18 protein-coding genes and 2 pseudogenes are annotated in these 24,263 nt (G+C 34.2%); 6 read left to right on the top strand and 14 right to left on the bottom strand.

The window, feature by feature from the left end; translation table 11 throughout:
• Positions 1 to 8 precede the first annotated feature (8 nt).
• Positions 9 to 1,133 carry an efflux RND transporter periplasmic adaptor subunit gene (locus ACT3CE_RS07165; RefSeq protein ID WP_444709080.1) on the top strand — a complete coding sequence of 375 codons (1,125 nt, stop codon included), beginning with the start codon at positions 9 to 11 and terminating at the stop codon, positions 1,131 to 1,133.
• Positions 1,134 to 1,276: 143 nt separating this feature from the next.
• Positions 1,277 to 1,762 carry a hypothetical protein gene (locus tag ACT3CE_RS07160; protein ID WP_444709079.1) on the top strand — a complete coding sequence of 162 codons (486 nt, stop codon included), beginning with the start codon at positions 1,277 to 1,279 and terminating at the stop codon, positions 1,760 to 1,762.
• 59 nt (positions 1,763 to 1,821) lie between these two features.
• Here ACT3CE_RS07160 and ACT3CE_RS07155 read toward each other — a convergent pair whose 3' ends face one another.
• On the bottom strand, positions 1,822 to 2,991 hold the full coding sequence (locus ACT3CE_RS07155) for a hypothetical protein (protein ID WP_444709078.1): 1,170 nt from the start codon (positions 2,989 to 2,991) through the stop codon (positions 1,822 to 1,824).
• A 250-nt stretch (positions 2,992 to 3,241) separates the two neighbouring features.
• On the opposite strand from ACT3CE_RS07155, the pseudogene ACT3CE_RS07150 reads away from it, so the two are divergent.
• The 3 genes and pseudogenes from ACT3CE_RS07150 to ACT3CE_RS07140 form a co-directional block, all read left to right on the top strand.
• Positions 3,242 to 3,502, top strand: a pseudogene (locus ACT3CE_RS07150) (cysteine-rich small domain-containing protein).
• A gap of 133 nt (positions 3,503 to 3,635) precedes the next feature.
• The gene (locus ACT3CE_RS07145) at positions 3,636 to 4,238 is read left to right on the top strand and encodes a rubredoxin-like domain-containing protein (RefSeq protein ID WP_444709077.1); all 603 of its coding nucleotides are present in this window, start codon (positions 3,636 to 3,638) and stop codon (positions 4,236 to 4,238) included.
• A gap of 204 nt (positions 4,239 to 4,442) precedes the next feature.
• A pseudogene (locus ACT3CE_RS07140) lies at positions 4,443 to 4,775 on the top strand (inner membrane CreD family protein); the annotation flags it as partial.
• Between the two features lie 570 nt (positions 4,776 to 5,345).
• Here ACT3CE_RS07140 and ACT3CE_RS07135 read toward each other — a convergent pair.
• Positions 5,346 to 6,254 carry an ATP-binding protein gene (locus ACT3CE_RS07135; RefSeq protein WP_444709076.1) on the bottom strand — a complete coding sequence of 303 codons (909 nt, stop codon included), beginning with the start codon at positions 6,252 to 6,254 and terminating at the stop codon, positions 5,346 to 5,348.
• A 210-nt stretch (positions 6,255 to 6,464) separates the two neighbouring features.
• On the opposite strand from ACT3CE_RS07135, the gene ACT3CE_RS07130 reads away from it, so the two are divergent.
• Positions 6,465 to 7,352, top strand: a complete 888-nt coding sequence (locus ACT3CE_RS07130) for a mechanosensitive ion channel family protein (RefSeq protein ID WP_444709075.1) — start codon at positions 6,465 to 6,467, stop codon at positions 7,350 to 7,352.
• 168 nt (positions 7,353 to 7,520) lie between these two features.
• Here the strand turns inward: ACT3CE_RS07130 and ACT3CE_RS07125 are convergent, their stop codons facing one another.
• The 12 genes from ACT3CE_RS07125 to ACT3CE_RS07070 form a co-directional block, all read right to left on the bottom strand.
• Entirely contained in the window at positions 7,521 to 8,879 is a 1,359-nt protein-coding gene (locus ACT3CE_RS07125) for an MFS transporter (RefSeq protein ID WP_444709074.1), read from the bottom strand.
• 94 nt (positions 8,880 to 8,973) lie between these two features.
• Positions 8,974 to 9,858 carry a hypothetical protein gene (locus ACT3CE_RS07120; protein WP_444709073.1) on the bottom strand — a complete coding sequence of 295 codons (885 nt, stop codon included), beginning with the start codon at positions 9,856 to 9,858 and terminating at the stop codon, positions 8,974 to 8,976.
• A 95-nt stretch (positions 9,859 to 9,953) separates the two neighbouring features.
• A complete protein-coding gene (locus tag ACT3CE_RS07115) occupies positions 9,954 to 10,964 on the bottom strand; it encodes a glycoside hydrolase family 2 TIM barrel-domain containing protein (protein WP_444709072.1) in 1,011 nt (336 codons plus the stop codon).
• A 160-nt stretch (positions 10,965 to 11,124) separates the two neighbouring features.
• On the bottom strand, positions 11,125 to 12,606 hold the full coding sequence (locus ACT3CE_RS07110) for a glycoside hydrolase family 30 protein (RefSeq protein WP_444709071.1): 1,482 nt from the start codon (positions 12,604 to 12,606) through the stop codon (positions 11,125 to 11,127).
• A 20-nt stretch (positions 12,607 to 12,626) separates the two neighbouring features.
• Complete coding sequence (locus ACT3CE_RS07105; protein WP_444709070.1) at positions 12,627 to 14,060, bottom strand: MFS transporter; 1,434 nt, start codon at positions 14,058 to 14,060, stop codon at positions 12,627 to 12,629.
• Positions 14,061 to 14,133: 73 nt separating this feature from the next.
• Positions 14,134 to 15,201: a glycoside hydrolase family 17 protein gene (locus ACT3CE_RS07100; protein ID WP_444709069.1), complete on the bottom strand. Its 1,068-nt coding sequence runs from the start codon at positions 15,199 to 15,201 to the stop codon at positions 14,134 to 14,136.
• Between the two features lie 15 nt (positions 15,202 to 15,216).
• Complete coding sequence (locus ACT3CE_RS07095) at positions 15,217 to 16,155, bottom strand: glycoside hydrolase family 17 protein (protein ID WP_444709068.1); 939 nt, start codon at positions 16,153 to 16,155, stop codon at positions 15,217 to 15,219.
• Between the two features lie 6 nt (positions 16,156 to 16,161).
• On the bottom strand, positions 16,162 to 17,049 hold the full coding sequence (locus ACT3CE_RS07090; RefSeq protein ID WP_444709067.1) for a glycoside hydrolase family 17 protein: 888 nt from the start codon (positions 17,047 to 17,049) through the stop codon (positions 16,162 to 16,164).
• 87 nt (positions 17,050 to 17,136) lie between these two features.
• Positions 17,137 to 20,586, bottom strand: a complete 3,450-nt coding sequence (locus ACT3CE_RS07085; protein WP_444709066.1) for a hypothetical protein — start codon at positions 20,584 to 20,586, stop codon at positions 17,137 to 17,139.
• Between the two features lie 63 nt (positions 20,587 to 20,649).
• The gene (locus ACT3CE_RS07080) at positions 20,650 to 22,206 is read right to left on the bottom strand and encodes a sugar porter family MFS transporter (protein ID WP_444709065.1); all 1,557 of its coding nucleotides are present in this window, start codon (positions 22,204 to 22,206) and stop codon (positions 20,650 to 20,652) included.
• Between the two features lie 46 nt (positions 22,207 to 22,252).
• Complete coding sequence (locus ACT3CE_RS07075) at positions 22,253 to 23,089, bottom strand: glycoside hydrolase family 16 protein (protein ID WP_444709064.1); 837 nt, start codon at positions 23,087 to 23,089, stop codon at positions 22,253 to 22,255.
• A 46-nt stretch (positions 23,090 to 23,135) separates the two neighbouring features.
• The gene (locus ACT3CE_RS07070; RefSeq protein WP_444709063.1) at positions 23,136 to 24,236 is read right to left on the bottom strand and encodes a family 16 glycosylhydrolase; all 1,101 of its coding nucleotides are present in this window, start codon (positions 24,234 to 24,236) and stop codon (positions 23,136 to 23,138) included.
• Between the last annotated feature and the right edge of the window lie 27 nt (positions 24,237 to 24,263).

Raw genomic sequence — 24,263 nt, 5'->3', positions numbered from 1 at the left:
AGACCATTATGAAAAATCTAAATATTCTTATCGCAATATTTTTTGCAAGTTTTCTAATAGCTTGCCAACAAAAAGAAATTAAAAACGAAATAAATTCTAACACATCAGAGAGCTTAAATATTATTAGTCAGGAGCAATTTACATTCAACAATATGAAAATTGGAAGCTTAAAGAAACAGCTATTCGAAACAAGTTTAGCTTGCAACGGATCCCTTAGTGCTCCCACCAATGGTATTGCAAAAATAAGTACACCTATACCGGGGATAGTTAAAAATATTCATTTTACTATTGGCGATTACGTGGAAAAACATGAGTTAATCTGTGAAATTGAATCGCAAGAATTAATTAATTTACAACAAAATTATGCGGAAAGTTCTGTAGAATTAATGAAAGCCAAAGCTGATTATGAGAGATGTAAAACGCTTTCGAAGGAAAATATAGGCGCAAATAAAGATTTAATTACTGCAGAAAGTAAATACCGCGCAAGTAATGCTATATACGAAGGCTTTAAATTAAAATTAGAACTACTAAATCTTAATAAAACTCAAGTTGAAAATGGCAAGTTTGTTCCTTCACTAAATATAACAGCTCCAATTAGTGGCTATATTACACATCATAATTTGGTATTAGGAAAATATGTCGAACCACAACAATCATTAATCGAAATTATTGATACAGAACAAATTCAAGTTCAAATTTCCTTATTCGAAAAAGACATTCACAAAATAAAAATCGGTCAACTGTTGCATTTTAACGCTCAAAACAATCCTACTCAATTGTATACGGCGCGCATTAGCAGTATTGGTAAATCTATTGATCCTAAAACCAAAACAATAACTTGCTTTGCCAAATTGGATAAAAAAGCCAAAAATAAACTATTTAATGGCGCTTGCATTAATGCGGATATAATTATAAATAGCAAAGAAGCTAATGCATTACCAAGTCAGGCAATAATAAAATCAGGATTAAACCGATATATTTTTATTGTAGAGAAACACGAAAATAATAAATACTATCTCCGCAAAGAAAAAATAGAAACAGGTAATGAATCTGGTGGCTACACCGAAATCTTAAATTCAAAAACAACGAACAATATTTTGGTAAAAGGAGGTTACAATATCTCCGCCGAATAACATTTACATAATTTTTTTTTAGAAAGTCTATTTAGTTCATAAAATCTTATAAAAAAAACCCATTAATTTATTTTGTTTTATATCGGAAAAACATTTAACTTGCTTTATGTTATATTAAAAACCAATACAATTAAGTAGATATAATGACAGATATTACACATACAAATGAAAGATTTAAAATTCTGAGCAAAAGTAGCGACTTCTTAAATATTATTCTGGATAATATTAATAGCTGTGTAATGTTATTAGATAATGAACTAAAACTTAGAGCTTTTAACAATCCATTAACCACAATTTTTTCGAACAAACGTGGAACTGATATTTTATACCGCAGATGTGGTGAAGCCATTGGATGTGCTCACCAAATTGAAGAAAATAAAGCCTGCGGTTCAACTTCCCATTGCAGCCAATGCGAACTAAGAATGGCATCACTTTATTCATACATTGAAAATAAACCTGTTGAAAACAAACATCTCATTAAATCTTTTATAGATCATAATGGGATTAAATCGGACAAACATTTACAATTCTCTACACGTTTATTTATCTATAATAAAGAAAAATACATTGTCGTTATTATCGATGATATTACAGAGTTAAAAATGTTAGAAATGGAAAAGGTTGACTAAATATTTTTTAAACATAAAAAAAGGAGATCATCAATAAATGAAAATCTCCTTTTACTATTTTATACCAATTCTACCCCAATTAAAGAACAGGCAAGCTTTAATTTCTCAGTCTGATTTCCCTGTAAAATAAGATGATGATTTCCCAATGGATTTTCTTTTAAAGTATCTACAGCATTATCGGTTAATTTCACCTCAATTTGAGTACGACAGGCAGTTGCATATTGTGGGCGATCCAAAACCTGTCCGGTTGTAATAAATGCTTTTGTGAGACTACTGTTCATTCTAAATACAGTAATATCATTGTATCGGTACATTCCCTGAATAGCGGTTCCTAAACCAGTTTCGAAATGAGTAGTAACTTTACAGTCGGATAATAAATTTTTACCTATGGTGCAATGCGCAAACAAAGTAGATTCTTTTGATATTCGAGCGACATTTGCCATCCAAGGAATTGATCCACTTACCGCTTTAGCAAACATCATACCTACAATACTAGCTAAATCGCCTTCGCAACCGGCTGGTATTTGCTGATCGTTAAAAAGCGACAAAGCCAAACATGCTGTAACCGCTTTTTGGCGTACCAAAGGAAAACACTCAACTGTAATAGCATCTAATTTCTCTTCTAAAACGCAATCGTTAAGTATATTATAAATCTTAGAAGCATTTTCTTTCTCTACTTCATTTTTGTACTCAAACTTTGTGAGGAACTCTTCATTAACTTGAGCATCTTCAAAAGAACATAAGCTTTTCCAGTCAATCTGCCTTAGCTTTATACCTAATTTACTTGCCAGAATATTTTTTTCAACCTTAGAAGCAATTAACCAATCAGAAACATTTCCTATTAAACCTAACTGTTTGCCTTTTAAAGATTCAATTGCTGTTGCAACTTCAAAATAAGAAGTCAAATAAGATTTCATTTCCTCCGGATTGGTAAGCAATTTAGAGCAAATTCCCTCTCTATTCATCCATGCTTTTATTTCAAATGCAGCTGCATTTGAGTTATCCAGTTCGTTAGACAAAATGATATAGAATTTTCCTTCTTCGGCCATTTGTTTAGCCGCTTGCTCGCTTCCTCCACTTAAAACAAATAAAATATCAGCATTATCATCAACAAATTGAAACTGATTTGCAAATTCGGGAAGCATAGTACACAATCTCTCTTTTCCCAATTCAATATAGTCCTGTTTAGCTTCGGCAAAAGCCAAAACTTTAACTTTTAATTTAAACATCCGATTAAATTATTATGTGTTAGTAATGTAAATTTGGGATTTATAATGGTTGCGCTCAAAGATACATTTCTCCAATTTAATTAAGTATTAAAAATTAAGTTTCAAACTTTATTTAGATTAAAACTATTTAATTAAGCTATCGACACAAAAAATTCTCAATTATATTTCCTAATATTTATATGTTCATTTAGATTTGCAAAACAACTTACACTAAACAAACGTTATCCTAAAAATCAGAAAAAATAAAATTATGTCGAAAAATTATAAATTTTTCCAAAACCGGGAGTGTGAATATTTCCCTTGTCATAAAGGAATAAAAGAGGAAGATTTTCATTGTTTATTTTGTTTTTGCCCTTTATAAATGCTAAAAGATAAATGCGAAGGTAATTTTAAATATCCTAATGGAATTAAAAATTGCTCTGACTGTACCATTCCTCAAACAAGAAACTCGCATGACTGTATGATGAGTAAAATGAGTATTGTCACTAAAATAGGAAGCGAAAAAGAATAAGAACTTTATTTTAATAAACGCCAGTAAATAGAAATTTAAATAGATTCTAATTTAATTTATCATACAAATGGTAATATTTTTTTACAACTTTATACTTCAAAGATAATAGACAATTTTAAGCCCACATATTAACATGAAAAAAGAAAGCCAAGAAGAAAAACTTTATATCTGCAAACCATGCGGATATGTAATGAAAGAAAGTGAACTAGGAGAAGTATGTCCTGCATGCGGCTTACCTAAAAAAGTTTTTGAACAGTACAAAGAAAGAATGTCGTCTGGTAGAAGTAAAATTTTACATTTAGACATGCATCCAATTGCGGTTCATTTTCCTCAAACCTTATTGGTTTTTATATTACAAGCATTAATTATTAATCTGATATTTCCGAATTTTTTCCCTGAAGTATTGTTAGGTGCAGCACGATTTGCTGGGGCAATTTTCCCTTTTACAGTAGTTGCAGCCTTTATAAGTGGACTTATTGATGGCAAATTAAGATTTAAGTCGGTAACAACACCGATCCTAAAAAAGAAAATTATTTACAGCGTAATTATGACCATTGCTGCTTTATTCACACCTTTTTTAATCTGGAATGATATCGATAATTTAACATCTAAAATATCGCTACTAATATGTGGTTCTATTGCTTTATTTTGCGGCATTGTATTGGGGCACGCTGGTAAACGATTAATGAATATTGGAATGGGTGGAGCTGTTAAAATCTGGGGACGAAAATTTTAAACTACTCATCACACAAAAAGTAAACAAAACAGGACTTTTCACTTGTAGAAAAGTCCTGTTTTTGTTTTAGCCTACTCGCCATTAAAATATTCCTAAAATAAAATTTATAGCATATTCGTTAAACAAGAAACTATGTGATATGCGTAAAGAAATGCAGTATTCTGCTTTGGGTGTTGATTTAATAATGCCTTTAGATATTACCAAAAATCAATGCGATCGTCGAAATATGCAGCAATGACTATCGCCCTGATATTCTTGATTTTCTTTCTGGTTGAAATTCTAAATGGACGCAAAATTCATCCATTTCAGTATACTCTTGTAGGTGTAGCCTTATGTGTTTTCTACGTTTTACTAATCTCAATTTCAGAACATTCGAATTTTAATATAGCGTATTTAATATCGGCAGGAATTACCTCGCTTATGAGATTGCTTTATGCCAAAAGCGTATTTCAATCGAATAAATTTACAGCCGTGTTAGGTGCTACCGTACTGGGCATTTATATTTTCCTATTTTCACAATTCTCTACTGGCAGTTAGAATTACCACGCTTATCTAGCATAAAAAATAGTAGAGGGCAAGCTACTCCTTCATTAGTGAAACCAAGCATGAAGATATTAATATCAGTTTTCCCAAATTTCCAATTAGTTCTATCAATACTAAGTCTCAAGTTCTCTTTTTGGGGTAATAATCTAAAAATGAGTTTTGCACCTAAATCAGAATCTAAAAAGAACTGTGCGATAAAACATTGAATACGCCTTAAACATGATTCTGCACGCGCCTTACTATCAAATGCATTAGCTAATTTTTCGAAACCTACAGGCTGATCTTTTCATAAAGCAAACACGAACATGGAAATAAGTTTCAGACGTGTTCAATTAACTTTTTCCTTCAAATTGGATATTCAATATAGATATGAATTCCCTACTTTTATTCTCGACGTTGATTTTCTTTATTAGAAAAATGAGTGGTGTTATTCTTCTAAGATAATAAAACCAACGCTTTATATAGATTTATAGAAGCTTATTTTGTTGAAAATAAATGATTTATATTATTGCCTTGTACTAAAATGATCTTTATAATTTAATCAAATTATAATGCAAATAAGTTCTATAAGCAATCAACACAAATATCCTGAAGCTCTTTCATTAGCTGTTTATTTTTCCTATCACTTAATGAAATAGTACCTAAAATCTCTTTATTTTCTTTTAACTGAAAGCAAGTTACGATTCCCTTATTTAAGAGCTCTTGCTTTTGTTTCCTGGTTAAATTATGTAGTATGGTTACAGGATACAAACGAAGCTCTTCCACAATTTCTTTTAAACCTCGATGCTTTGGATAATCCCAGGCTAAAAGATTTAAACCACAACCTGTTCCGTACAATATAGAATCTTCTGAGAATCTTGTATTTGTAATAAGCCAGCCCTGGAAACTAAGCCCTTTGTATTTCGGTAATTGGTTTCTTTTATGAACAATATCACCTACCCGCGAGTGAACATACAATGGCACCTGAATACTTACATTTTTACCCTGATCTTTATGATATTTGCACTCGACAAGATGTTGAATATTATTTTGTGTGGCAACAACATCCATCTCATGATTAACAAAAAATCCCTCTACCACTACTCCAACATTTATTTCACAACCTTGTTTTTCGAATATCTGGCCAATAAACTGTTCGAAAGGATATCCGGTAGGACCTAATTCGATAATTGCCTGCTTTAGTTTATAACGCATGGCCGAAGATTTCCTTTCCTTGCGCAATAAATTAAATGCACGAGAATAAATTTGTCTGGTCGTTACTCCAGAAAAAATCCACTCCTCAATATTTGAAAGGATATTTTCTATACTAGAAGAATCTGCTCCTGCATTTTTTAAAGAACGAGCTAATTTGTCCAAAATAAAAGGTTCTTCCTCGCCTGAAGCTTTTTTAACAAGAATAATTTCATTTTGAAGTGTATTGGAATAAGGTGTGGGTTTTTCAGAACTATATTGATCTTTTTTATAATTACTCATTTTATAAATTTCATTATTATTAACAAAACTAAGCTTAACATCAAATTGCACATACAAGTCTAATTAACAAATTAAAGAACACAAAATATTAGCTAATAATTTTGTGTCTTAAAATATAAAATAATCTATGCTCATATTTCCTTTTTCTCTTTGGTATCATAAAATAAATTTGAATAATTGTATCTTTAAATTAATCAACTACTAGAAACAATGTTAGAAACGCTTGAAACATTAATTAAAGATCTCGGAATAGGCTATAAGCTTTTGTTTATTCTTATGGCTGCAGCTGCAGGATTAATTCTATCAAAATTGATTCATTTCTTTATGAATCGCATGTTAAAAAAAGCTGCTAACAAATTAAATGTAGATCCTACCAACTATAATTTTTTAAAAAATGCGGTAAGTTTCTTAATTTTTATCGTTGTTATAATCATTATCTTTTATTCCATACCTGAGTTAAAAAACCTTGGTATGAGTCTATTGGCTAGTGCGGGTATTTTGGCTGCCATTGTCGGTTTTGCGTCGCAGCAAGCTTTCTCTAACATTGTTAGTGGTATTTTTATTGTTATATTCAAGCCGTTTCGTGTTGGTGACTTTATTAAGATTGGAGAACTTCACTTTGGTACTGTTGAAGACATTACCTTACGTCATACTATTATTAAGAATCCTGAAAACAGAAGGGTAATTATCCCTAACTCTGTAATTAGTTCGGAAACCATTTTGAACTCTACCATTGGAGATGCAAAAATTTGTGCTTTTCTTGAACTTAGTATTAGCTACAATTCTAATATCGATAAAGCAATTGAAATTATCCAAAATCAGGCCCTTGAACATCCAAATTTTTTAGACAATAGAAGTGATACAGATAAGTTAGAGAACATACCTCCTGTTATTGTTAGAGTTATTAGCCTAGGTGATTCTGGTATTCTTTTAAGAGCTTATATTTGGGCTGCAGATTCGGGTAAAAGTTTTGTTATGAAATGCGATTTAAATAAATCTATTAAGGAAGAATTTGATAAGAATAATATCGAAATTCCATTTCCTCATCAAACCGTTTATCTTAGACAAGAAACTCCTCTTAAAATAACAAAGGAGTAAGTCAATTATAAAATATAATCTATAATGAGAATTGTGTTTATTCTATAACCCATTATTTATTCGTTATTTAAAATCCAGTGAGGCTAGCCTCACTGGATCATATTATTAGTTCTAAAAACTGTCAACCTATTTTAGGACGACTCAAAATGGAGGAGTAATTTAAAACTTTTAATAATTCTCCGCCAATCGCCTCTTATCTAAATCTTTTTTCATGACCACACAGGTATCATGATCGATGGTATAGAAATACAAGAGAATGGCGCAAGACATGTACAAGATTCCTGGAATTACTGAAATCATCAACTTAATGCCTGTAATGGCCGTTTCGCTTTGTTCTACATTTGGCGTAAATTGGAAAATTGCCAACAGCCACCCTGCCAAAGCTCCACCAATACCCCAACCTGCTTTTTGTGCGAATGTAGCTGCCGAAAATACGAGTCCGGTGGAACGTCGTCCGGTTTTCCACTCCGAATAATCGGCGGTATCGGCAAGCATGGTCCAAAGTAAAGGAACTGCTGGTGCGTAAGACATTTTAGCCAAAATAGTAAAGGCATAAATCATAATTGTATTCTCGGCAGATGGAATGTACAGGCAGATGAAGAAAAATCCGGAAAGCAATGAACTAGCCAAAAACACATTGCGTTTACCGAATCGTTTTGCCAGCGGTTTAGAGAAAGGAATTGCCACAATTAAGGCTATGGTTCCAATTACATTAAATAGCTGTACATTTTCTTCATTTCCTATGTAATATTTAAAATAGTAGGCTATGGATAAATTTTGCATGGCAAACATGATAAATGATATGATTCCAACAAAAAATAAAATTACCCAAGGTCTGTTTTTAAAAAGATTTTTGAAATCTTCCTTTAAGTTTTCTTTTTGCTCTTTTGGCGGTTGTACTCGCTCTTTAGTTGTTTTAAAAGTAATCATAAACAAGATAAAACTGATTACCGAAAACAGTACTAAGGTGTACTGATATCCTTTGGCATTATCGCCTCCACCAAAATACAGTGCCAAACTTAAGGCGGTTCCCGAAACAATAAACTGACCCACAAAAGCGAAGATAAATCGGTACGAGTTTAAGCCTGCTCGTTCATAAGAATCAGAAGTCATAACGGCTCCTAAAGATGAATATGGAAGGTTGATAGCTGTAAAAACCGACATCAATAAAATATAGGTTACGCCAGCATAAATCACTTTCCCGGTAGATCCTAAATCTGGAGTTGTGAAAGTGAGCACTGCTAAAACACTATAAGGCAAAGCCATCCATAAGATATAAGGTCTGAATTTTCCCCATCGTGTTTTAGTACGATCTGCAATAATCCCCATAATTGGATCACTAATCATATCCCAAAAACGAGCAATCAACATGATTGTTCCGGCTGCTGCTGCCGATATTCCGAAGGTATCGGTGTAAAAAATCAGGATCCAGAAACCGACCATATCCCATACAAAATGGGAGGCTGTATCGCCTAAACTATATCCTATTTTTTCTTTTATTGATAGTTTTGAGTCTGTTTTTTTCATTATTGTTAGTTCTTTTGAAGTTGGCTTGAATTATAAACGCGGAGACTCTAAGACGCAAAATGAATACTTAAAATCTCGGGATTCGTTTCAGTAATCAATCTATCTCGTAAATATTATATGTTCTACTCCACTCAATTTCCTCATTGGGTTTTAAATTGATATCGAAAAACAGTTCAGGACTAATTACATGTTTCCATCCCCAAAGGTTAATTTTGGATGTTTTAAAATTTCCGGTTTCCCTGATTCCAATTTTACTTTTTGTATTAATTAACTCCCAACTGGCCTGAACCATTTTATTCCCTGACAGGTTTCCAAAAAAGAATTGCTCTTCCGGAGTATTATTAAAAGTAATTTGTTCTCTATCTACAAGCACTTTTTTTTCCGGATTTAAGGCTGCATCGAATATTTCAGGTTTTAAATCAAATGGAAATTTTAAAATATAATTGCTACCCATTAGCTCATTATCGATGGCTAAAAAGTTGTGACAATACTCATTGGTAGTAATGGTTTTTGCTCCCGTATTTTCAAGTTTATAATGAATTACAAAACTACTTTCCAACAATTCGATTTCTTTTCTTAATACATAGGAATAATCGCTTAAACTTTTTGATTCACATTCTACAACTAGCTTGTTAGCATTCTCAGAAATTTTAAAAGTAGCAGGCTGAATCCTATAAGGATGGCTAAAATGATAGTCTTTTACGTCTTTTTTTAACAAACCAACACCGATTTTAGGAAAGCTCTCACCTTTATTTATCTCATCGAAACCTACGGGCATTTCAATTCCAAATTCATTGTAAAAGCCTTTTCCAAATATATGTTTCGGATCTCCATCTATTTTTTCCTGAGTAGATACAGGAATACCTTTATATTTTACGGCTGTAATTTTACCTGTCCAATCGAATCTTGAAAATTGATAGTTCACCGATGGCAAATCGATATGAATTTCAAGCTTTTCATTCTTTAAAATATGCACCATATTGGTATTTTTCCTTTCTTGTGTACAGCTTATAAACACACAAAACATCAGTGAAAATAATATTGTTTTATTCATTATAATAGGCTTGATATAAACTAGTTGACACCAACTAAATTGTTGTATTTTTCTTTCACAACCAGAAATGCCTCCTTCTTGTTTCTATTGATATCAACAATTCCCCAATATTCTTCGTTGGGACTTCCATCGTAAGGAACACCGCTACTATTTGGCGCCCATCCTCCAGGATCCTGGGTATCCAAATTTCCTGCTTTCCAAAACTCATCAACAAAAGCGAACAGAGTTACGCCCATGCAAACGTCCTGATTTCTGAACGTAGCATCCAGAATTTTTCTAGTAGCATCGGCCTGAGCTATTTGATTTTCTCCTTGCTCATAACCACTCCTGGCAATCGTCATATAGCTATCGGCACCTGCTTCAGATAAATACATTGGTTTATCACTAATACGTTTCCATTCAGAAAATAACTTTTCAGGATTATCCCAACGGTAAACATTCATTCCCCAGATATCAATATCAGTACAAACAGAAAGTGCTAAAGAATCGGGAAGTTCTCCGTGAGCTGTTGCCACCGGATGAAATAAATCTCGCTCATGAATTAACTTTGTAGCCTCATTCAAAGCGTTGTACCAATTTTTCACATCTCCCTCAAACCATTCAGGATGATAATTGTATTCATTTCCCAACTCCCAAAAAAGAATAGCCGGATGCGATTTGTATTTGTTAATGTAATCGATAAATGTTCCGGATAGAATATCAAAATAGCCTTTCTGATTGTATCCAAAGCTCACGATGACTTTTATTCCTGCCTCATTAATTTTATCAAGAACTGTAATATCATCAAGCGGAGAATACAAACGAATGGTATTTATGCCTGCCTCATTCATCAAGTCTAAATCCTGCGAAAGAGTTTCAAAATTACGTTCGCTGCTTCCTTTGGGAACCGGATGATAACAAATCCCTTTTATTAAATAAGCTGAATCATTTACATGTACATTTCTTCCTGCAACAGATACTTTGTTACTAATTCCCTCTGACTTACATGCGGTTAAAATGAAGAGGATAAGAATGCTTATATGGATTTTCATCTGAGTCGTACTTTAAAACAAACTTTATCTACCTAATCTAATTTCGTCGCAAACAACTATTTTTCTCCTATCAAATATTGTAGCTACGATTACAATTTATTTTAGTACCCGGGGCGATGCCCCGGGCTATTATATTTAAGACTTTCAGCTTTATTACATCCTACTTAATTATAATTGTTTGAATAGCCTGAGCATCAATTTTAAAGAAAGTTTCTTTTCCTGCCAATGCTAATTTTAACTGCTTTGCTTCTTTATTCATATTCAAAATCACCACAGCAATCGATCCATCAGGATTCTGTGCGGCTGTAGTCATAAGACTATCGTCGCTTAATTCGAATCCTATTCTTACTGCACCCGGGCGAATGTATTTGCTAAAATGTGCTAAAGTGTAGTACATAGGCGTAAAATACACCTCATCTTTTTCAGGATCGACAATAACAGGAGCCAAACACCAGTTATTTGCCCAGTTAGGTCCGCCTTTGGTGTCCAAAACCATATTCCAGTCGATCCAAGCTTGTACATGGTTATTTAAACAACCAATAATATCGCGTGCATAACGATAAACCGGAACATATTTAGGATGTAAATACTTCTGTTCTTCTGGCGCCCAATCAATTCCCCAATCGGTTGCTTCTTTTTTCCAATACCAGGCATCATCTTTCCAATGAGGAACTTCTGCATCAACGCATGCTTCCGATTGAATCATCAGTTTATTGGGTGCTTTATTGTATGTATACTGTAAAGCCTCAGGCATATAATCATAAGTACTCGCATACCAGTGAATTGCCATGCCATCAAAATATTCAGACGATTCCTCATCTTTATACATGATATCTGCCCATTCTTTTAATTCATCTCGGTTTTGATCGTAACCTAAAATCTTAACATCATGACCATCTGCTTTCAGCTTTGGTCCCATATAATTGTTTACAAAATCAACCATCTCTTCGGGAGAGTAATGCATACTTTCCCAGTTGTAGCCATTTCCTAATGGCTCATTTTCTACGGTAAATCCCCAAATATCAATCCCTTCTTTTTTATATTCTTCGATATACTTCGAAAAAAACAAGGCCCAAGTATCATAATATTCTGGTAATAGCTTACCCCCTTTCCAATCCTTATTGTCTTTCATCCAAATTGGTGCTGTCCATGGCGATGAGAGAATTTTAAATCCATCTTTCGAAACCGCCATTGCTTCTTTTATCATTGGAATAATATCATCACGATCTTCGTCGATAGAGAAATGCTTTAATTCCTTATCGCCTTCAACAGGAGCATAAGAATAATTACTCAACGAAAAATCGCAAGAATTCATGTGGGTTCTTGTTAAGGAATATTTTGCTCCATTCTCACCAAAATAAGCATCCAAAATTAGCTTTCGATTTTCTTTGCCAATTTTATTCATCAAATAGGCAGTCGACTCGGTAAACGAACCTCCAAAACCAATAATTTCCTGATATTTCTGATCTGGATTAATTTTGATTTCCGCATCGATATTTTCGGCAGAAGATTTTTCAATTTTTGTAAGTTGATTTCCTGTTGCTGATGTTTCGAAAATATCTACAGGTAAACTTTTATCTTTAGTATTACAAGCCATAGTAACAAGACTTAAAAAAAACCCAACAATGTATTTTGATTTCATAATAAATGTATTAAATATTTTTAATGCTTTACTTTTCCCCTTTTTGCAATTAAAGCTTCACGAATTTCCAAGGCTCTGCTTTCAGTAATATCATATTTCCAAACCAATAAAATTGCAATAAATGCTGTTACAATAGGAATTACAATATCAGCGATCCTTAGATTGGTTAATGTTTCAACACTTTGCTGATCCACAGATTCATTAAAACCAACCATTTGCAAGACAATTCCGCTTGTTAGCAATGCCAAAGCTGTTCCCAGCTTCACCATCCACCAGTAAACGGCTCCAAACATTCCCTCTCTTCGCTCTCCATTATTCAATTCATCCAGATCACAAACATCAGCTGTCATCGACATCATTAAGGTGAATAAACCACCTATTCCGAATGATAGAAATGGAATAGGCATAAACATTAACCACGGATTTGCAGGATTAAATCCCCACCATTTTAAAGCATATCCAATAATCGAAACAAAAGTTGCAATTACAAAAGCATTTTTCTTTCCGACTCTTTCTGACAATTTTGTGACAATAGGAATTACAAGAAAAGCAGTAGCCATTGCACTTATCGTTCCGAACCATGCAGGCCAAGACCCAGCAGCCACCTTATCTCCATTAAACAAATAATAGACAATAATAAACATGGCAAATTGCGCGATTGTTTGAAATCCATTAAAAATAAAAAATGTGGAACCACACAATTTCATAAATTGCTTATTCTTAATGGTAAGTTTTATTCCTCTAATAAATTCTTTAGTATTCACAGCCAAATCTTTCATGCTTAAATCGGCCATTTTACTTTTATCAGGCACCACCATTTCTTTATTGAAAATAGCTGGTAAAATTCCCAATATCATACAAATAGCACCTACCCAAATCGCCAAAATACGAGCTCCTTCAGGAGCAGAGGCAAAAATATTTGGATCGTAAATTATCACCCAAAACCAGGGAGCTATCATCCAGGCAACCTGTCCCATCCATTGCGAAACGGCCATTAAACGAGTACGTTCGTTATAATCTGAAGTCATTTCGTAACCCAAACCAATTAATGGAGTGGCAAAAATGGTATAACCTATGTAGAAAAATATGGATACAATTAAAAAATAAACAAAATTGTAGGTTTGTGAAGCCTGCGGATCCAATTGCCACATTACCATAAAGGCTATACCGGTAATCACACTTCCCAACAAAATATATGGCTTACGTCTTCCCCATTTTGATTTGGTGTTATCGGAAATAAAACCCATAATTGGGTCTGTTAATGCATCAAGCAATCGAGGTAAGGCACCTAAAATACCAGCGAGAACCGGATTCATATTTAAGGACATGACCAATACAACCATGAATACTCCCAAAGCCGCAGGGAATAACTGATTGGCCAAATGTCCTGAACCAAATGCCATTTTTTGTCCAAAAGGAACGATATCTTCCTGTGCTGTTTTATAATGTGCCATATTTTTGAATTACGAATTAAAAATTAGGAGTTCTGAATTGATGATATTCAAATAGAATCTTTACTCTGGTAATCTATTTGTAAAAATCTTCCATTACTTTTTTGGGTTTACGATCAACCGTAAATAATCCCCAATGCTTTTCGGCTCCTAGAGGGTTTGCCGTTTCACCTTTCCAATCTTCATCGAATGCTTCGAAAAAGAAAGTAGTAATATTCATTTCTTTACTCCATTTCAGCAGATCATGATAATATTTCTCCTGTTTTTCTTCACTGGCACGTTCGCCAAATTCTGATGCCACAGTTGCCCATCCTGCTTCGGTAATTACAAGTTTGCTATCAGGCAAAGCATTGCGAACTTTCTGAACATTTTCAATTGTGTACGACATAGCTTCATCAATATCTTTACCTTCCCAAACCGGATAAACATGAATTGCCACAAAATCGACTGTTTTAGCCAATTTTTGACCATGAGCAGCCCACCACTCGTAATTATCGGCAACAGTTACAGGTTGCTTAATCTCTTTCTGAACTTTTTGCACATAAGAAATAATACTATCGGTATCGACTTTATGATCGTTCCACTCCACCAGAGCTTCGTTACCAACATTTACAGCTATAACTATTTCGGGATATTCATTTGCTAGCAAAATTCCTGTATCGATTTCTTTCTGATTTGCGATACTATTTTTATCCAATACCTCCTGAGCAATTGGCTCGGTAAGCCAGCTACAAGTTTCATGAGCACTCAATTCAGCTTTTAACCAAACTCCCAGCATCACTTTAATATTCAGCTTATTTTCTTTGATAATTCTTAATACTGACTGCGAATTCTCTCCCGAATCGTACAAACGAATCATGTTAAAAAGGGAATCTTTAGATATAATTTGAAGATCTTCTAAAATTTCAGCATCGCTTGGATTCACAGCTCCATTTCCTCTGTCGGGGTGCTGTCCGCTGCGAAAGCCTGAATAAGCAACAGCTCTTGATGTTCCATTTAGCAAATCACTTTTCTCTTGATTAATCTCCATGCTAACTGCCTTTTTATCCTGCAACTTTTTATTCTTATTTTTACATGATGCTAATGATATTGCCAACAAAGCAACTCCAGCGAACACCAAATATTTTACATTTCTCTGTTTCATAGTTCTGTATAGATTTTAAGATATATCAGCAAATAGCTTTTGCATTACTTTCTTAGGTTTTCTGTCAACGGTAAATAATCCCCAGTGTTTTTCCGGTTCCAATGGTTCGGGCGATCCTTTCCAGGGTCCATCAAAGGCTTCGAAATAAAAACATAAAATTTCTTCCTCTTGTGTCCATTTCATTAAATCTTTATAATAGATTTCCTGTAAATCTTCACTTACATTCTGCGGATCTATTCCTCTTCCATTTGAGTTGGTTGCCCAACCAGCTTCGGTAATTACAACAGGTTTATGAGGGTATTTATCAGCAACACTGCTATAATTCTGTTTGGTATATTCCAAGGCTTCATGAATATTTTTGTATTCCCAAACCGGGTAAGTATGAATAGAGATAAAATCAACTGCTTCAACTAAATCTTTCAGATGATCTAACCAGGGCACATAGTTTTCGCAAAATGTTACCGGCTGCTTAGCTCTTTCTTTAATGATTTTTACATAACTGATAATGTTCTCAACCGGCACATAATGATCGGTCCAGCTAACCGAAGCTTCGTTACCTGCCGACAGGGAAAAAACGATATCTTCATATTCGTTTGCAAAAGCAATCAGGCGCTCAATTTCTTTAAGGTTATTTACCTTATTTTGAAGCAACTGCTCTTCGCTGTAAACACCTCCCCACGGACAACCAAAATTGTTTACTTCGGCACCAATATATGCTCCCAACATTATCTTAAAATCAAGTTTTTCCTCCCTAATTACCCTAAGAACAGTTTCCGACTGTTTATCGCAAGCATACAAGCGGAGATATTTCCATTGTCCCTGCAACAACAATAAGTCTTCTTTTATCTGATCGTAAGTTGGAAAAACTCCTGTATCAGGACTTTGTTCTTCTCTAAAACCAGAATAACATATTGCATTACCTAATTCTATATTTAATTTTCCTTTACTTTTCATCTCCACCTAAAACTTCAACTTCTCATTTTTATCCCATATTCCCCAAAAAGCACCAACATCACCTTCATCAGATGCTTTCCAATCTTCATCGAAGGATGAGAAATAGAAAATTTCAATGTCTTCTTCTTTCGACCAGTTTTGTGTCTGGATAAAATATTTCATAGCATTTTCGTTCGACGGTTCAGCACCATGAAATCTCTCTCCCACATTTGGCCATCCTGTTTCTGAGATAATTACTTTCTTTCCCTTTCCTGCTCTCCATGCACGGTTGTACATATCTTTCATGTATAAATATGAATTCTCGAGGCTGCAACCTTCCCAAAACGGATAACAGTTGGCCAGAATAACATCGCATGCCTCAGTAACTTTTGGTCTGTTAGCAAACTCATAATAAGCATCAACATATCCGACAGGAATTTCCGATAACTCTTTTTTAACCTTATAGATATAATTTAACAGTTCCTCTTCACTTAAATCTTCGCGATACAAAACCTCGTTACCCACAGCAACAATATCAGCACATCCAGCTTTTGCAACTTCAATTACACCCTTAATTTCGTTTTCGTTAATGCTTTGGTATTTTCCCAACCAGGCACCAACCATAGTTTTAAGACCAAACTCTTTAGCTACTTTTGGTATCAATTCATTTCCTTCTGTGCAGGAAAAAGATCTAATCCACTTTGTATGTGGAGCAATAATCTTCATTCTGCGGCGAATTTGCTCTTCAGTAATCTGTGTTATCCCAGGCTCTTGCCCTTCCATATAAGGACTAAAGCAAATGCCATGCATTCCACTTTTTAAATATTGATGATATAAAGTCTTTAATTCGTCTTTCGTTCTTTCTTCCAAGTCAACACCTGCCAAAGACATTAAATATTCGCTTCTTACTGACATTAGGTTTTCGCTTTATAGGTTTTTTGAAGTATCTGTATTAACAACTGTTTAAACTGTGTTAATACAGATACAGTACTTTATCTTTTGTTAAATCGATAATTCAATCTTCTCAACTTCGCCACCTCGATTAAATATCAAAGCACTCGTCTGACCATCAATTGTATTACCAGGAATCACTTTCGTTTCTCCATTTTTAAATGAAATTGTTATTTGATTTTTCCCGGTTGAAGAATAAATAACAGGAACTTTACAAATGGTGAATCCCAATTGTCCCTTGGCAAGTTTCAGCTGTTGTTTCTCTCCTTTTAAATTGTAGAAAACAAAGCATTCATCTTTAGTTAATACTTCCTGATGATTCAATAATGAAGAAGCAAAAACAATTTCTCCGTTCTGAACCTGAACACCAAGCTCTCCCATTCGTGAGATAAAATCTTCTTTTACCTGACCAGTCATACCAGGTTGCTTGGCACCTGCATTACCCGGTGTATGCGAATAAGCATCAGTTGGAAATGCTCCATACAAATCTGGTGATTTATACAAACCAATACCTGCTTTTATTTCGTAGTAATGATCTTTTAATCGTCCGATAATAACTGGATCAGCATTTTCATTTACTGCAGCAAAATAGTTTTCCTGCACTGCCAGCAATAGTTTTGAAACCATGTGCCAGTAGATACTTCCCAATCCTTCAAATCCGTAAAAAGTTCCCGAACGACCAGTAAAAGACTGGTGATCAAACATCTCTTCGAAAATTGCAAGAACCTGCTCTTTTTCTTCTGCAAGTAGCTCTGAATAATCAGATGAATTTAACTTCTCAAGAGCATTCTCCAAAACATTTGCATTTCGAAAAGCTCCATTAAAATGATAATTCCCTAAATTATCTGCGCTTAGAATTGAAGCATCATTATCAGCAATTAATTGGCTTAACAATTTCGATTCCTTTACCTGTTTTGCAGGGATATTATTTTTCTCGGTAAAAAGTGGCAATTGTCTGTTTGGATACAATATGTATGAATACTGATCTTCACGGAACAATTCACTTGCTTTTAATGCATCTAATACTCCAAGACTGGCTTTAGCATCTAAATATCCCGAACTTAACACGGCTACCTGACCTTCTAACATTTCGTATAAATAACGAACTGAAACTGTCTGATCGGTAAATGAAATTAAGTTGTAAGCATGATACAATCCATCCTTGCGCTTATTTGCTTTTATAGATTGATCCATGTATTTCAATGCCAAATCGGCAAACTCCTGCAAATCTTTAACTTTTACAGTTTTCTTCAATCCTGAAAAAGAATTTGCATAAATTTCGTTGCGGTAGTTGCTTCCTGCTTCTCCTAATATATCGGCAAAACGTCGTCTGTCTTCATCAGAAAAACCAGTTTCAAGAAGTGATACATTGTATTTGAAAAGATCAAAAATACGATCCAATAATGTGTTTACTTCCTCCGAAATAGCAATTTCTTCTATGGAAAGAGTACTGAATTTTTCAGACCAGAATTTCAGGAACCGTCTCAAGTAATACAAAGTTACCATCGACACTCCATTACCTACTAAAGCATTATTGGCGTCGTTCCATTCCGGACGTTGTGTATTCAGCCAAATACCTGCTTCAGGAATAAAATTGCTTAATTTAGCCAATAAAGTCACCAGTATTTTCTCAGTAAGATTCACCTGATACAATCCCGCTTCACCCTTTCTTAACATTCTGCCATCGGCTCCTATTTCGGCAGCCAATTCTTTAATCTTATCGTTTAAATCAAAATCAAAATCAATTGTATCCTGAGGATTTTTTACAATATCGCCGTAAGGCTTAATTCGGTAAGGAACATTTGCATACACAAAGTTTTCATTTGTAAGCATCTCATCTAACTTACCAGGATGATAATGATTTGACAACTCTAAAAACTTTTGCAGATAGATAATCTGGTGATCTCCCCAATAACCAATATATGCCCACGGATCATTCGGATCTGGACATTCCCAATCGATACCTTCTCGAGTAATTCGGTATGGATTATAGCCATCAGCAGTAGATGCATTCACAAACTTGCTGATCATTCCTTCTAGGAATTCAGGATAGGACAATCCTAATGCTTCCCAATTTTGAAAAATATCGCGCCAGTTTCCCTGATAATTTAGTTTTGGAGAGCCGTCTTCGTTTTTAGTTTCAATAGAAAACTGATTCCAAGGACGACTTGGATCTCCATGTCTCCGGCTAAAAGTTAATGGTAAGTATTCAGCACAGATTCTAATTAAATTGGTATTCCCTGTTGCTTCTGCCAAATTATTCAGCTCTGAATAGGTAATTTCAGCTGGTAATAGATCAATCCATTCTTTGCATTCTTCAGCTACTTTGGTATTGGTTTGCTGAACAAATAATTTAAGATCAGCACTTTTTACATTGTAGTTATCTGAGAAAATACCACCACGCATGGCATTAAATAATGTATTTGAAAAATGACGAGCATAAGACAAATCATCATTCCCCATTTGTAAACCATCGGCATCGGCAACAATCTGAATTAAATTTGAAGTTCCTTTTTCAATATCATTGTTTATCGAATCCTCAATATTCTTTTCTGTCTTGATAAATTCATTCAAATTGGCAACTGCAACGCTATCTTGATATACCTCCGCCACGATCATCCACTCTTCTGTGATATTAGGCTTTAATTCCAATTCTGCATTTAACAGATAGGCTCCACGGCTTGCTCTAATATCAACTTCTGTTTCAACATTTAAACCTTTTTTAAATCCATTCAATTGCTTGTCGGATAACAAAATTTTCTTACCATTTAATCCTGTAGACCAAACAGTAGTTGCATTTAACGACTCGCTAGGTTCTGCTCTATCCACCGGAATTGAACTAAGCATGAATAAACCCAATCCTGAATCAACAAGCAACTCACCTTTTTTATAGGCATCTAAAAGATTGGAATATTCATTCTGAAAATTATAATCCAAACCACTTGGCAGAATATTTCTAATTCCATCAAGAATCTCCAACTTTACAGGTTGATCTGTTACATTAGAAAGAGTGGATTTTCTTACAAAACCGTACTTCTCACTATTGTTCCATGAATATTGAAACGCGAGACCAAGATCTTTATTTATCTCTTCAAAAATTAGTTTGTTACCATAAATACTTTTGTAAAGATTTCTTTCAATCTTATATATTTCGTTCAAGATTTTCGAAAATGGTTCCCATAGATAAGTTTTCTCATCTTTTTCAACTAAAACCACTGATTTACTTCCTGTTATATCATTGTAATCGTGAATCTTATCAACGGTATAATATGGGAACAATGCATTGTTTCTGTCCTTTCTTCCTGCCGACAAAGAGCCATTGCTCGATATGAACATCCAGTGATCTGAATCACTAACTATACTCATAAAGAAGTCTGACATTTGATCAGAATTGCTGATCTTGTAAAACTTTTCATTATGTAGTTCTACGAATTCCCCCTCAACTTCAGCCTCGCTGCAATTCAAACTCGTGTCTCCCAAATAAATGTTATTCTTCTTCATTTTAATTCTAATTGATTTAACTTCAATTATCTTACTCTTAAACTTCTTATTTTTATCTAATAGCTATTCCTTTACAAGAATTAGCTCTAATTCTTCCAGTGATTTCCCTTTTGTTTCGGGTAACATAAAAAATACAAATACAAGGCCTATAGCCCCAAAAACTCCATATATTAAAAAGGTTGTTGCATTTCCAAAATTGATTTGCTCCCAAGGAAAAACCAACTGTACCAGAAAGCTGATTCCTGAGTTAATAAGACCGACAAAAGAAATGGCCAGTCCTCGAATACGATTCGGGAAAAGCTCTGAGAACAATACCCACATAACCGGTCCAATCGAAATAGCAAATGATGCTACAAAACCAAGAATACCAATCAAAACCAACCATGGATTAATGCTAATTGCTTTTGATATAAAATCTGATTGGTGTTCCTTAAATGCTTTTGTGCCAATGCTATTTTCTAATGCATTATTAAATTCTAAATCGCTTTGGAATACAATATTTTTCATTGATTCCAATTCTACAGGATCTGCAAATAATGAGCATTCCTGAATATTTTTCTCACTTAACTGATAAGTGGCTCTGCCAAATCCGGCAGAAAGTATAAACATGGAAATTACAATTCCTGTTAGTCCGTAGATTAATAGTGGCTTTCTACCGACTTTATCAACTAACCAAATGGCAAAAAGAGTAAATACTAAATTGATTAGTCCCACTAAAATTGCCTGGGAAAAGGAAGCGTCGGTACCAATTCCCGTTTGTTCAAAAATCATTGGTGCATAGAAGAATACTGAATTAATACCGGTAATTTGCTGCGTAACAGCAATCACAATACCAATCAGTAAAACCAATTTCATGGAAGGTTTGAACAATTCTTTTAAGGATATTTTCTCCTTTTGAGGTGATATTTTAATGCTTTTAGTAATTGTTTTTAATTGGGCTTTTGCTTCTTCTTCTCCTAATGATTTAGTCATTACCTGAAAAGCTTCATCATCCAATCCATTCATTGCCAACCAACGTGGACTACGAGGAACAAAAAACAGAAATATAAAGTAAATTATTGCTGGTATTGCTTCCAGACCTAACATCCAACGCCAATTGTAATTATCAAATTGTAATAATTCTACCCAGCCAGCATTTGATTTTCCTAATTGCAAAATCAAATAATTTGTAAAAAATGCAACTGTGATTCCGATTACAATATTTAACTGATTAAAGGAAACCATAGTACCTCTCATTTTTGGAGGAGCAATTTCTGCAATGTACATAGGAGCAATAATCAGCGATGCTCCAACACCAAATCCACCGATCATTCTTGCCAAAACCAAAAACCAAAAATTGGGAGCTATTGCCGATCCAATTGCAGAAATAAAATATAATGCTGCAGCATATTTAAGAATTGTTCTTCTTCCAAATTTATCGCTTAAAGGACCTGCCATCAACATAGCCAAAGTGGCTGTTAAGGTTAAGCAACTAACTGCCCAACCCAATTCAATTTTTGTTAAATCGAATTGTGGTTCAATAAACTTAACAACACCCGATATAACAGATGCATCAAATCCCATAAGGAATCCACCTAAGGCTACAATAAGTGAAATAAAAACAGTATATCTTAAATTCATAAAATTCAGGTATTTAATATAGTATGCAGTATTCTTCTAAGGCCAATTATTTTTTCTGATATATTCTTACATAGTCAATTTCCATTGTTTGTGGAAATGCACTATCATCAATACCCTCAACACCTCCCCAGGCACCACCTACTGCAAGATTAAGAATCAAATAGAATGGTTTTATATATGGCCATTTACTTAACCCCAGCCCTTCATTTTTATATTCAAAATAAAGTTGGTCATCCACATAGGCTTTCATAATCTCTGGAGTCCATTCTAATATGTAGGAATGAAACTTTTCATCAACATTAGGTAGTTGAATAGTATTGGTTTGTTGCGTGTCTTTTTGCCATTGGTAATCCTTAGAGTGAGCAGATGCATGTATTGTTCCTAAATTATGACCAACATGTTCCATGATATCGATTTCACCAATTCTAGGCCAACCTCCATCATTAAAAGTCCAATCTTTCGGCATCATCCATATAGCAGACCAAGTACCTCTTCCTTTTGGAAGTTTAGCTCTAACTTCAATTCTTCCGTGTAGCCAGGTTTCTTTTGAATTTAAACGAGCAGAGGTATATTCCTTTCCCTTAACTTGTTCTTTTAGTGCAGTAATATTCAGTACTCCATTCTCAACCCAAGCATTTTCTTTTTTAGCTACCGTATAATATTGTGCTTCTTGATTTCCCCATCCAGCATCATTACCTTCCGTATCGTAAATCCATTTTGTTGAATCAGGTAATCCTGAATAATCAAATTCGTCGCTCCAAACCAGTTGATATTCTTCATCTATAAACTTCTGATCGCTTTTCGATCCATCCGTTGTTTTCAACTTGCAACTAGATAAAAGCAATAAACCAACTAGAAATAGAGTGATCTTAGTTTGCATCATAATTTGTATATTTTGAATCGGCCGTAGCCTCTTAACACTTTTTTATTTACTGATATACTCTCACATAATCAACTTCCATAGTCTGAGGGAAAATTGTATTGTCAATTCCCTGAGCTCCCCCCCAATTACCTCCAACTGCTACATTTAAAATAAAGAATTGAGGTTTATCGAATGGCCAGTTCTTAGCCGTTTTAGTAGTTGGTGAGTAAGTATGAGTAATATTATTCTCAGTATCAATATAAAACTGAATCTTATTTGCATCCCAAATCATTCCATAAACATGAAATTCCTCTTCGCAAGTTTCCAATTCTTTAGAACTACCATTGCCATCGGCACCCGATGCTGCAGAAGTATGAACTGTTGCATGAACAGTATTGGGTTGATAACCTACATATTCCATGATATCAATTTCTCCACAAGCGGGCCATCCATAAGAATCAAGATTTGCACCCAGCATCCAAATTGCAGGCCAGATTCCTGTTCCTGAAGGTAATTTGGCCTTTACTTCTATTCTACCATAGGTAAATTCCTGTTTTCCCCAGGTAATCATTCTGGTAGAAGTATATGATCCGGTAGTTTTATTATCATTAATTTTTTCGGCGGTAAGTATCAGTTTTCCATCTGCGATATGAGCATTATCTCCATTGGTATAATTCTGAAGCTCATTATTTCCCCAACCATTATCGCCCGTTTCAAAAGTCCAATTGTTCATATTAACACTTGTACCATCGAACTCATCCGACCATACCAAAGTTTCACCTTCAATATAATCCGTATCATTATCCTCAATTGTAATAGAATGAGTTACAGTTTTTGTATCACTCAAAGTATTTAGATTTCCCCATACAGTTAGGCTAATATCATAAGTTCCTTTCTGTGGATAATGAATTGATCTTACAGATGTTTTATCTGTTTCTTTTGAACTTGTTGTTCCATTACCATAATTCCACTGAAGATAAAGATAATCTCCTACTGATGTATTTGTAAGATTTATAACATTAGGATTACTTGCATCAAGTTCATATTCAAAACTTGCTGTATATTCTTCTTCATCGTCACCACCAGTACTCGAGCAAGACAAAAAACCAAATGCAAACACAAATAGGATAAATAGCATTGCTGTAACATTATTCTTAAATCCAGACATTGAATTATTATTTTATTAATTATTATA

This window comes from Marinifilum sp. RC60d5 (assembly GCF_052400665.1).
Lineage (GTDB): Bacteria > Bacteroidota > Bacteroidia > Bacteroidales > Marinifilaceae > JBQTGK01.
The sequence above is the reverse complement of the archived record's forward strand: the minus strand, read 5'-3'. Positions and strand labels throughout refer to the sequence as shown.

Coding starts and splice junctions, on each gene's coding strand:
- ACT3CE_RS07125 (WP_444709074.1), bottom strand. CDS start 8,879: ATGAAAAAAACAGACTCAAAACTATCAATAAAAGAAAAAATAGGATAT.
- ACT3CE_RS07075 (WP_444709064.1), bottom strand. CDS start 23,089: ATGATGCAAACTAAGATCACTCTATTTCTAGTTGGTTTATTGCTTTTA.
- ACT3CE_RS07160 (WP_444709079.1), top strand. CDS start 1,277: ATGACAGATATTACACATACAAATGAAAGATTTAAAATTCTGAGCAAA.
- ACT3CE_RS07090 (WP_444709067.1), bottom strand. CDS start 17,049: ATGTCAGTAAGAAGCGAATATTTAATGTCTTTGGCAGGTGTTGACTTG.
- ACT3CE_RS07070 (WP_444709063.1), bottom strand. CDS start 24,236: ATGTCTGGATTTAAGAATAATGTTACAGCAATGCTATTTATCCTATTT.
- ACT3CE_RS07115 (WP_444709072.1), bottom strand. CDS start 10,964: ATGAAAATCCATATAAGCATTCTTATCCTCTTCATTTTAACCGCATGT.
- ACT3CE_RS07130 (WP_444709075.1), top strand. CDS start 6,465: ATGTTAGAAACGCTTGAAACATTAATTAAAGATCTCGGAATAGGCTAT.
- ACT3CE_RS07085 (WP_444709066.1), bottom strand. CDS start 20,586: ATGAAGAAGAATAACATTTATTTGGGAGACACGAGTTTGAATTGCAGC.
- ACT3CE_RS07095 (WP_444709068.1), bottom strand. CDS start 16,155: ATGAAAAGTAAAGGAAAATTAAATATAGAATTAGGTAATGCAATATGT.
- ACT3CE_RS07080 (WP_444709065.1), bottom strand. CDS start 22,206: ATGAATTTAAGATATACTGTTTTTATTTCACTTATTGTAGCCTTAGGT.
- ACT3CE_RS07120 (WP_444709073.1), bottom strand. CDS start 9,858: ATGGTGCATATTTTAAAGAATGAAAAGCTTGAAATTCATATCGATTTG.
- ACT3CE_RS07135 (WP_444709076.1), bottom strand. CDS start 6,254: ATGAGTAATTATAAAAAAGATCAATATAGTTCTGAAAAACCCACACCT.
- ACT3CE_RS07100 (WP_444709069.1), bottom strand. CDS start 15,201: ATGAAACAGAGAAATGTAAAATATTTGGTGTTCGCTGGAGTTGCTTTG.
- ACT3CE_RS07155 (WP_444709078.1), bottom strand. CDS start 2,991: ATGTTTAAATTAAAAGTTAAAGTTTTGGCTTTTGCCGAAGCTAAACAG.
- ACT3CE_RS07165 (WP_444709080.1), top strand. CDS start 9: ATGAAAAATCTAAATATTCTTATCGCAATATTTTTTGCAAGTTTTCTA.
- ACT3CE_RS07145 (WP_444709077.1), top strand. CDS start 3,636: ATGAAAAAAGAAAGCCAAGAAGAAAAACTTTATATCTGCAAACCATGC.
- ACT3CE_RS07105 (WP_444709070.1), bottom strand. CDS start 14,060: ATGGCACATTATAAAACAGCACAGGAAGATATCGTTCCTTTTGGACAA.
- ACT3CE_RS07110 (WP_444709071.1), bottom strand. CDS start 12,606: ATGAAATCAAAATACATTGTTGGGTTTTTTTTAAGTCTTGTTACTATG.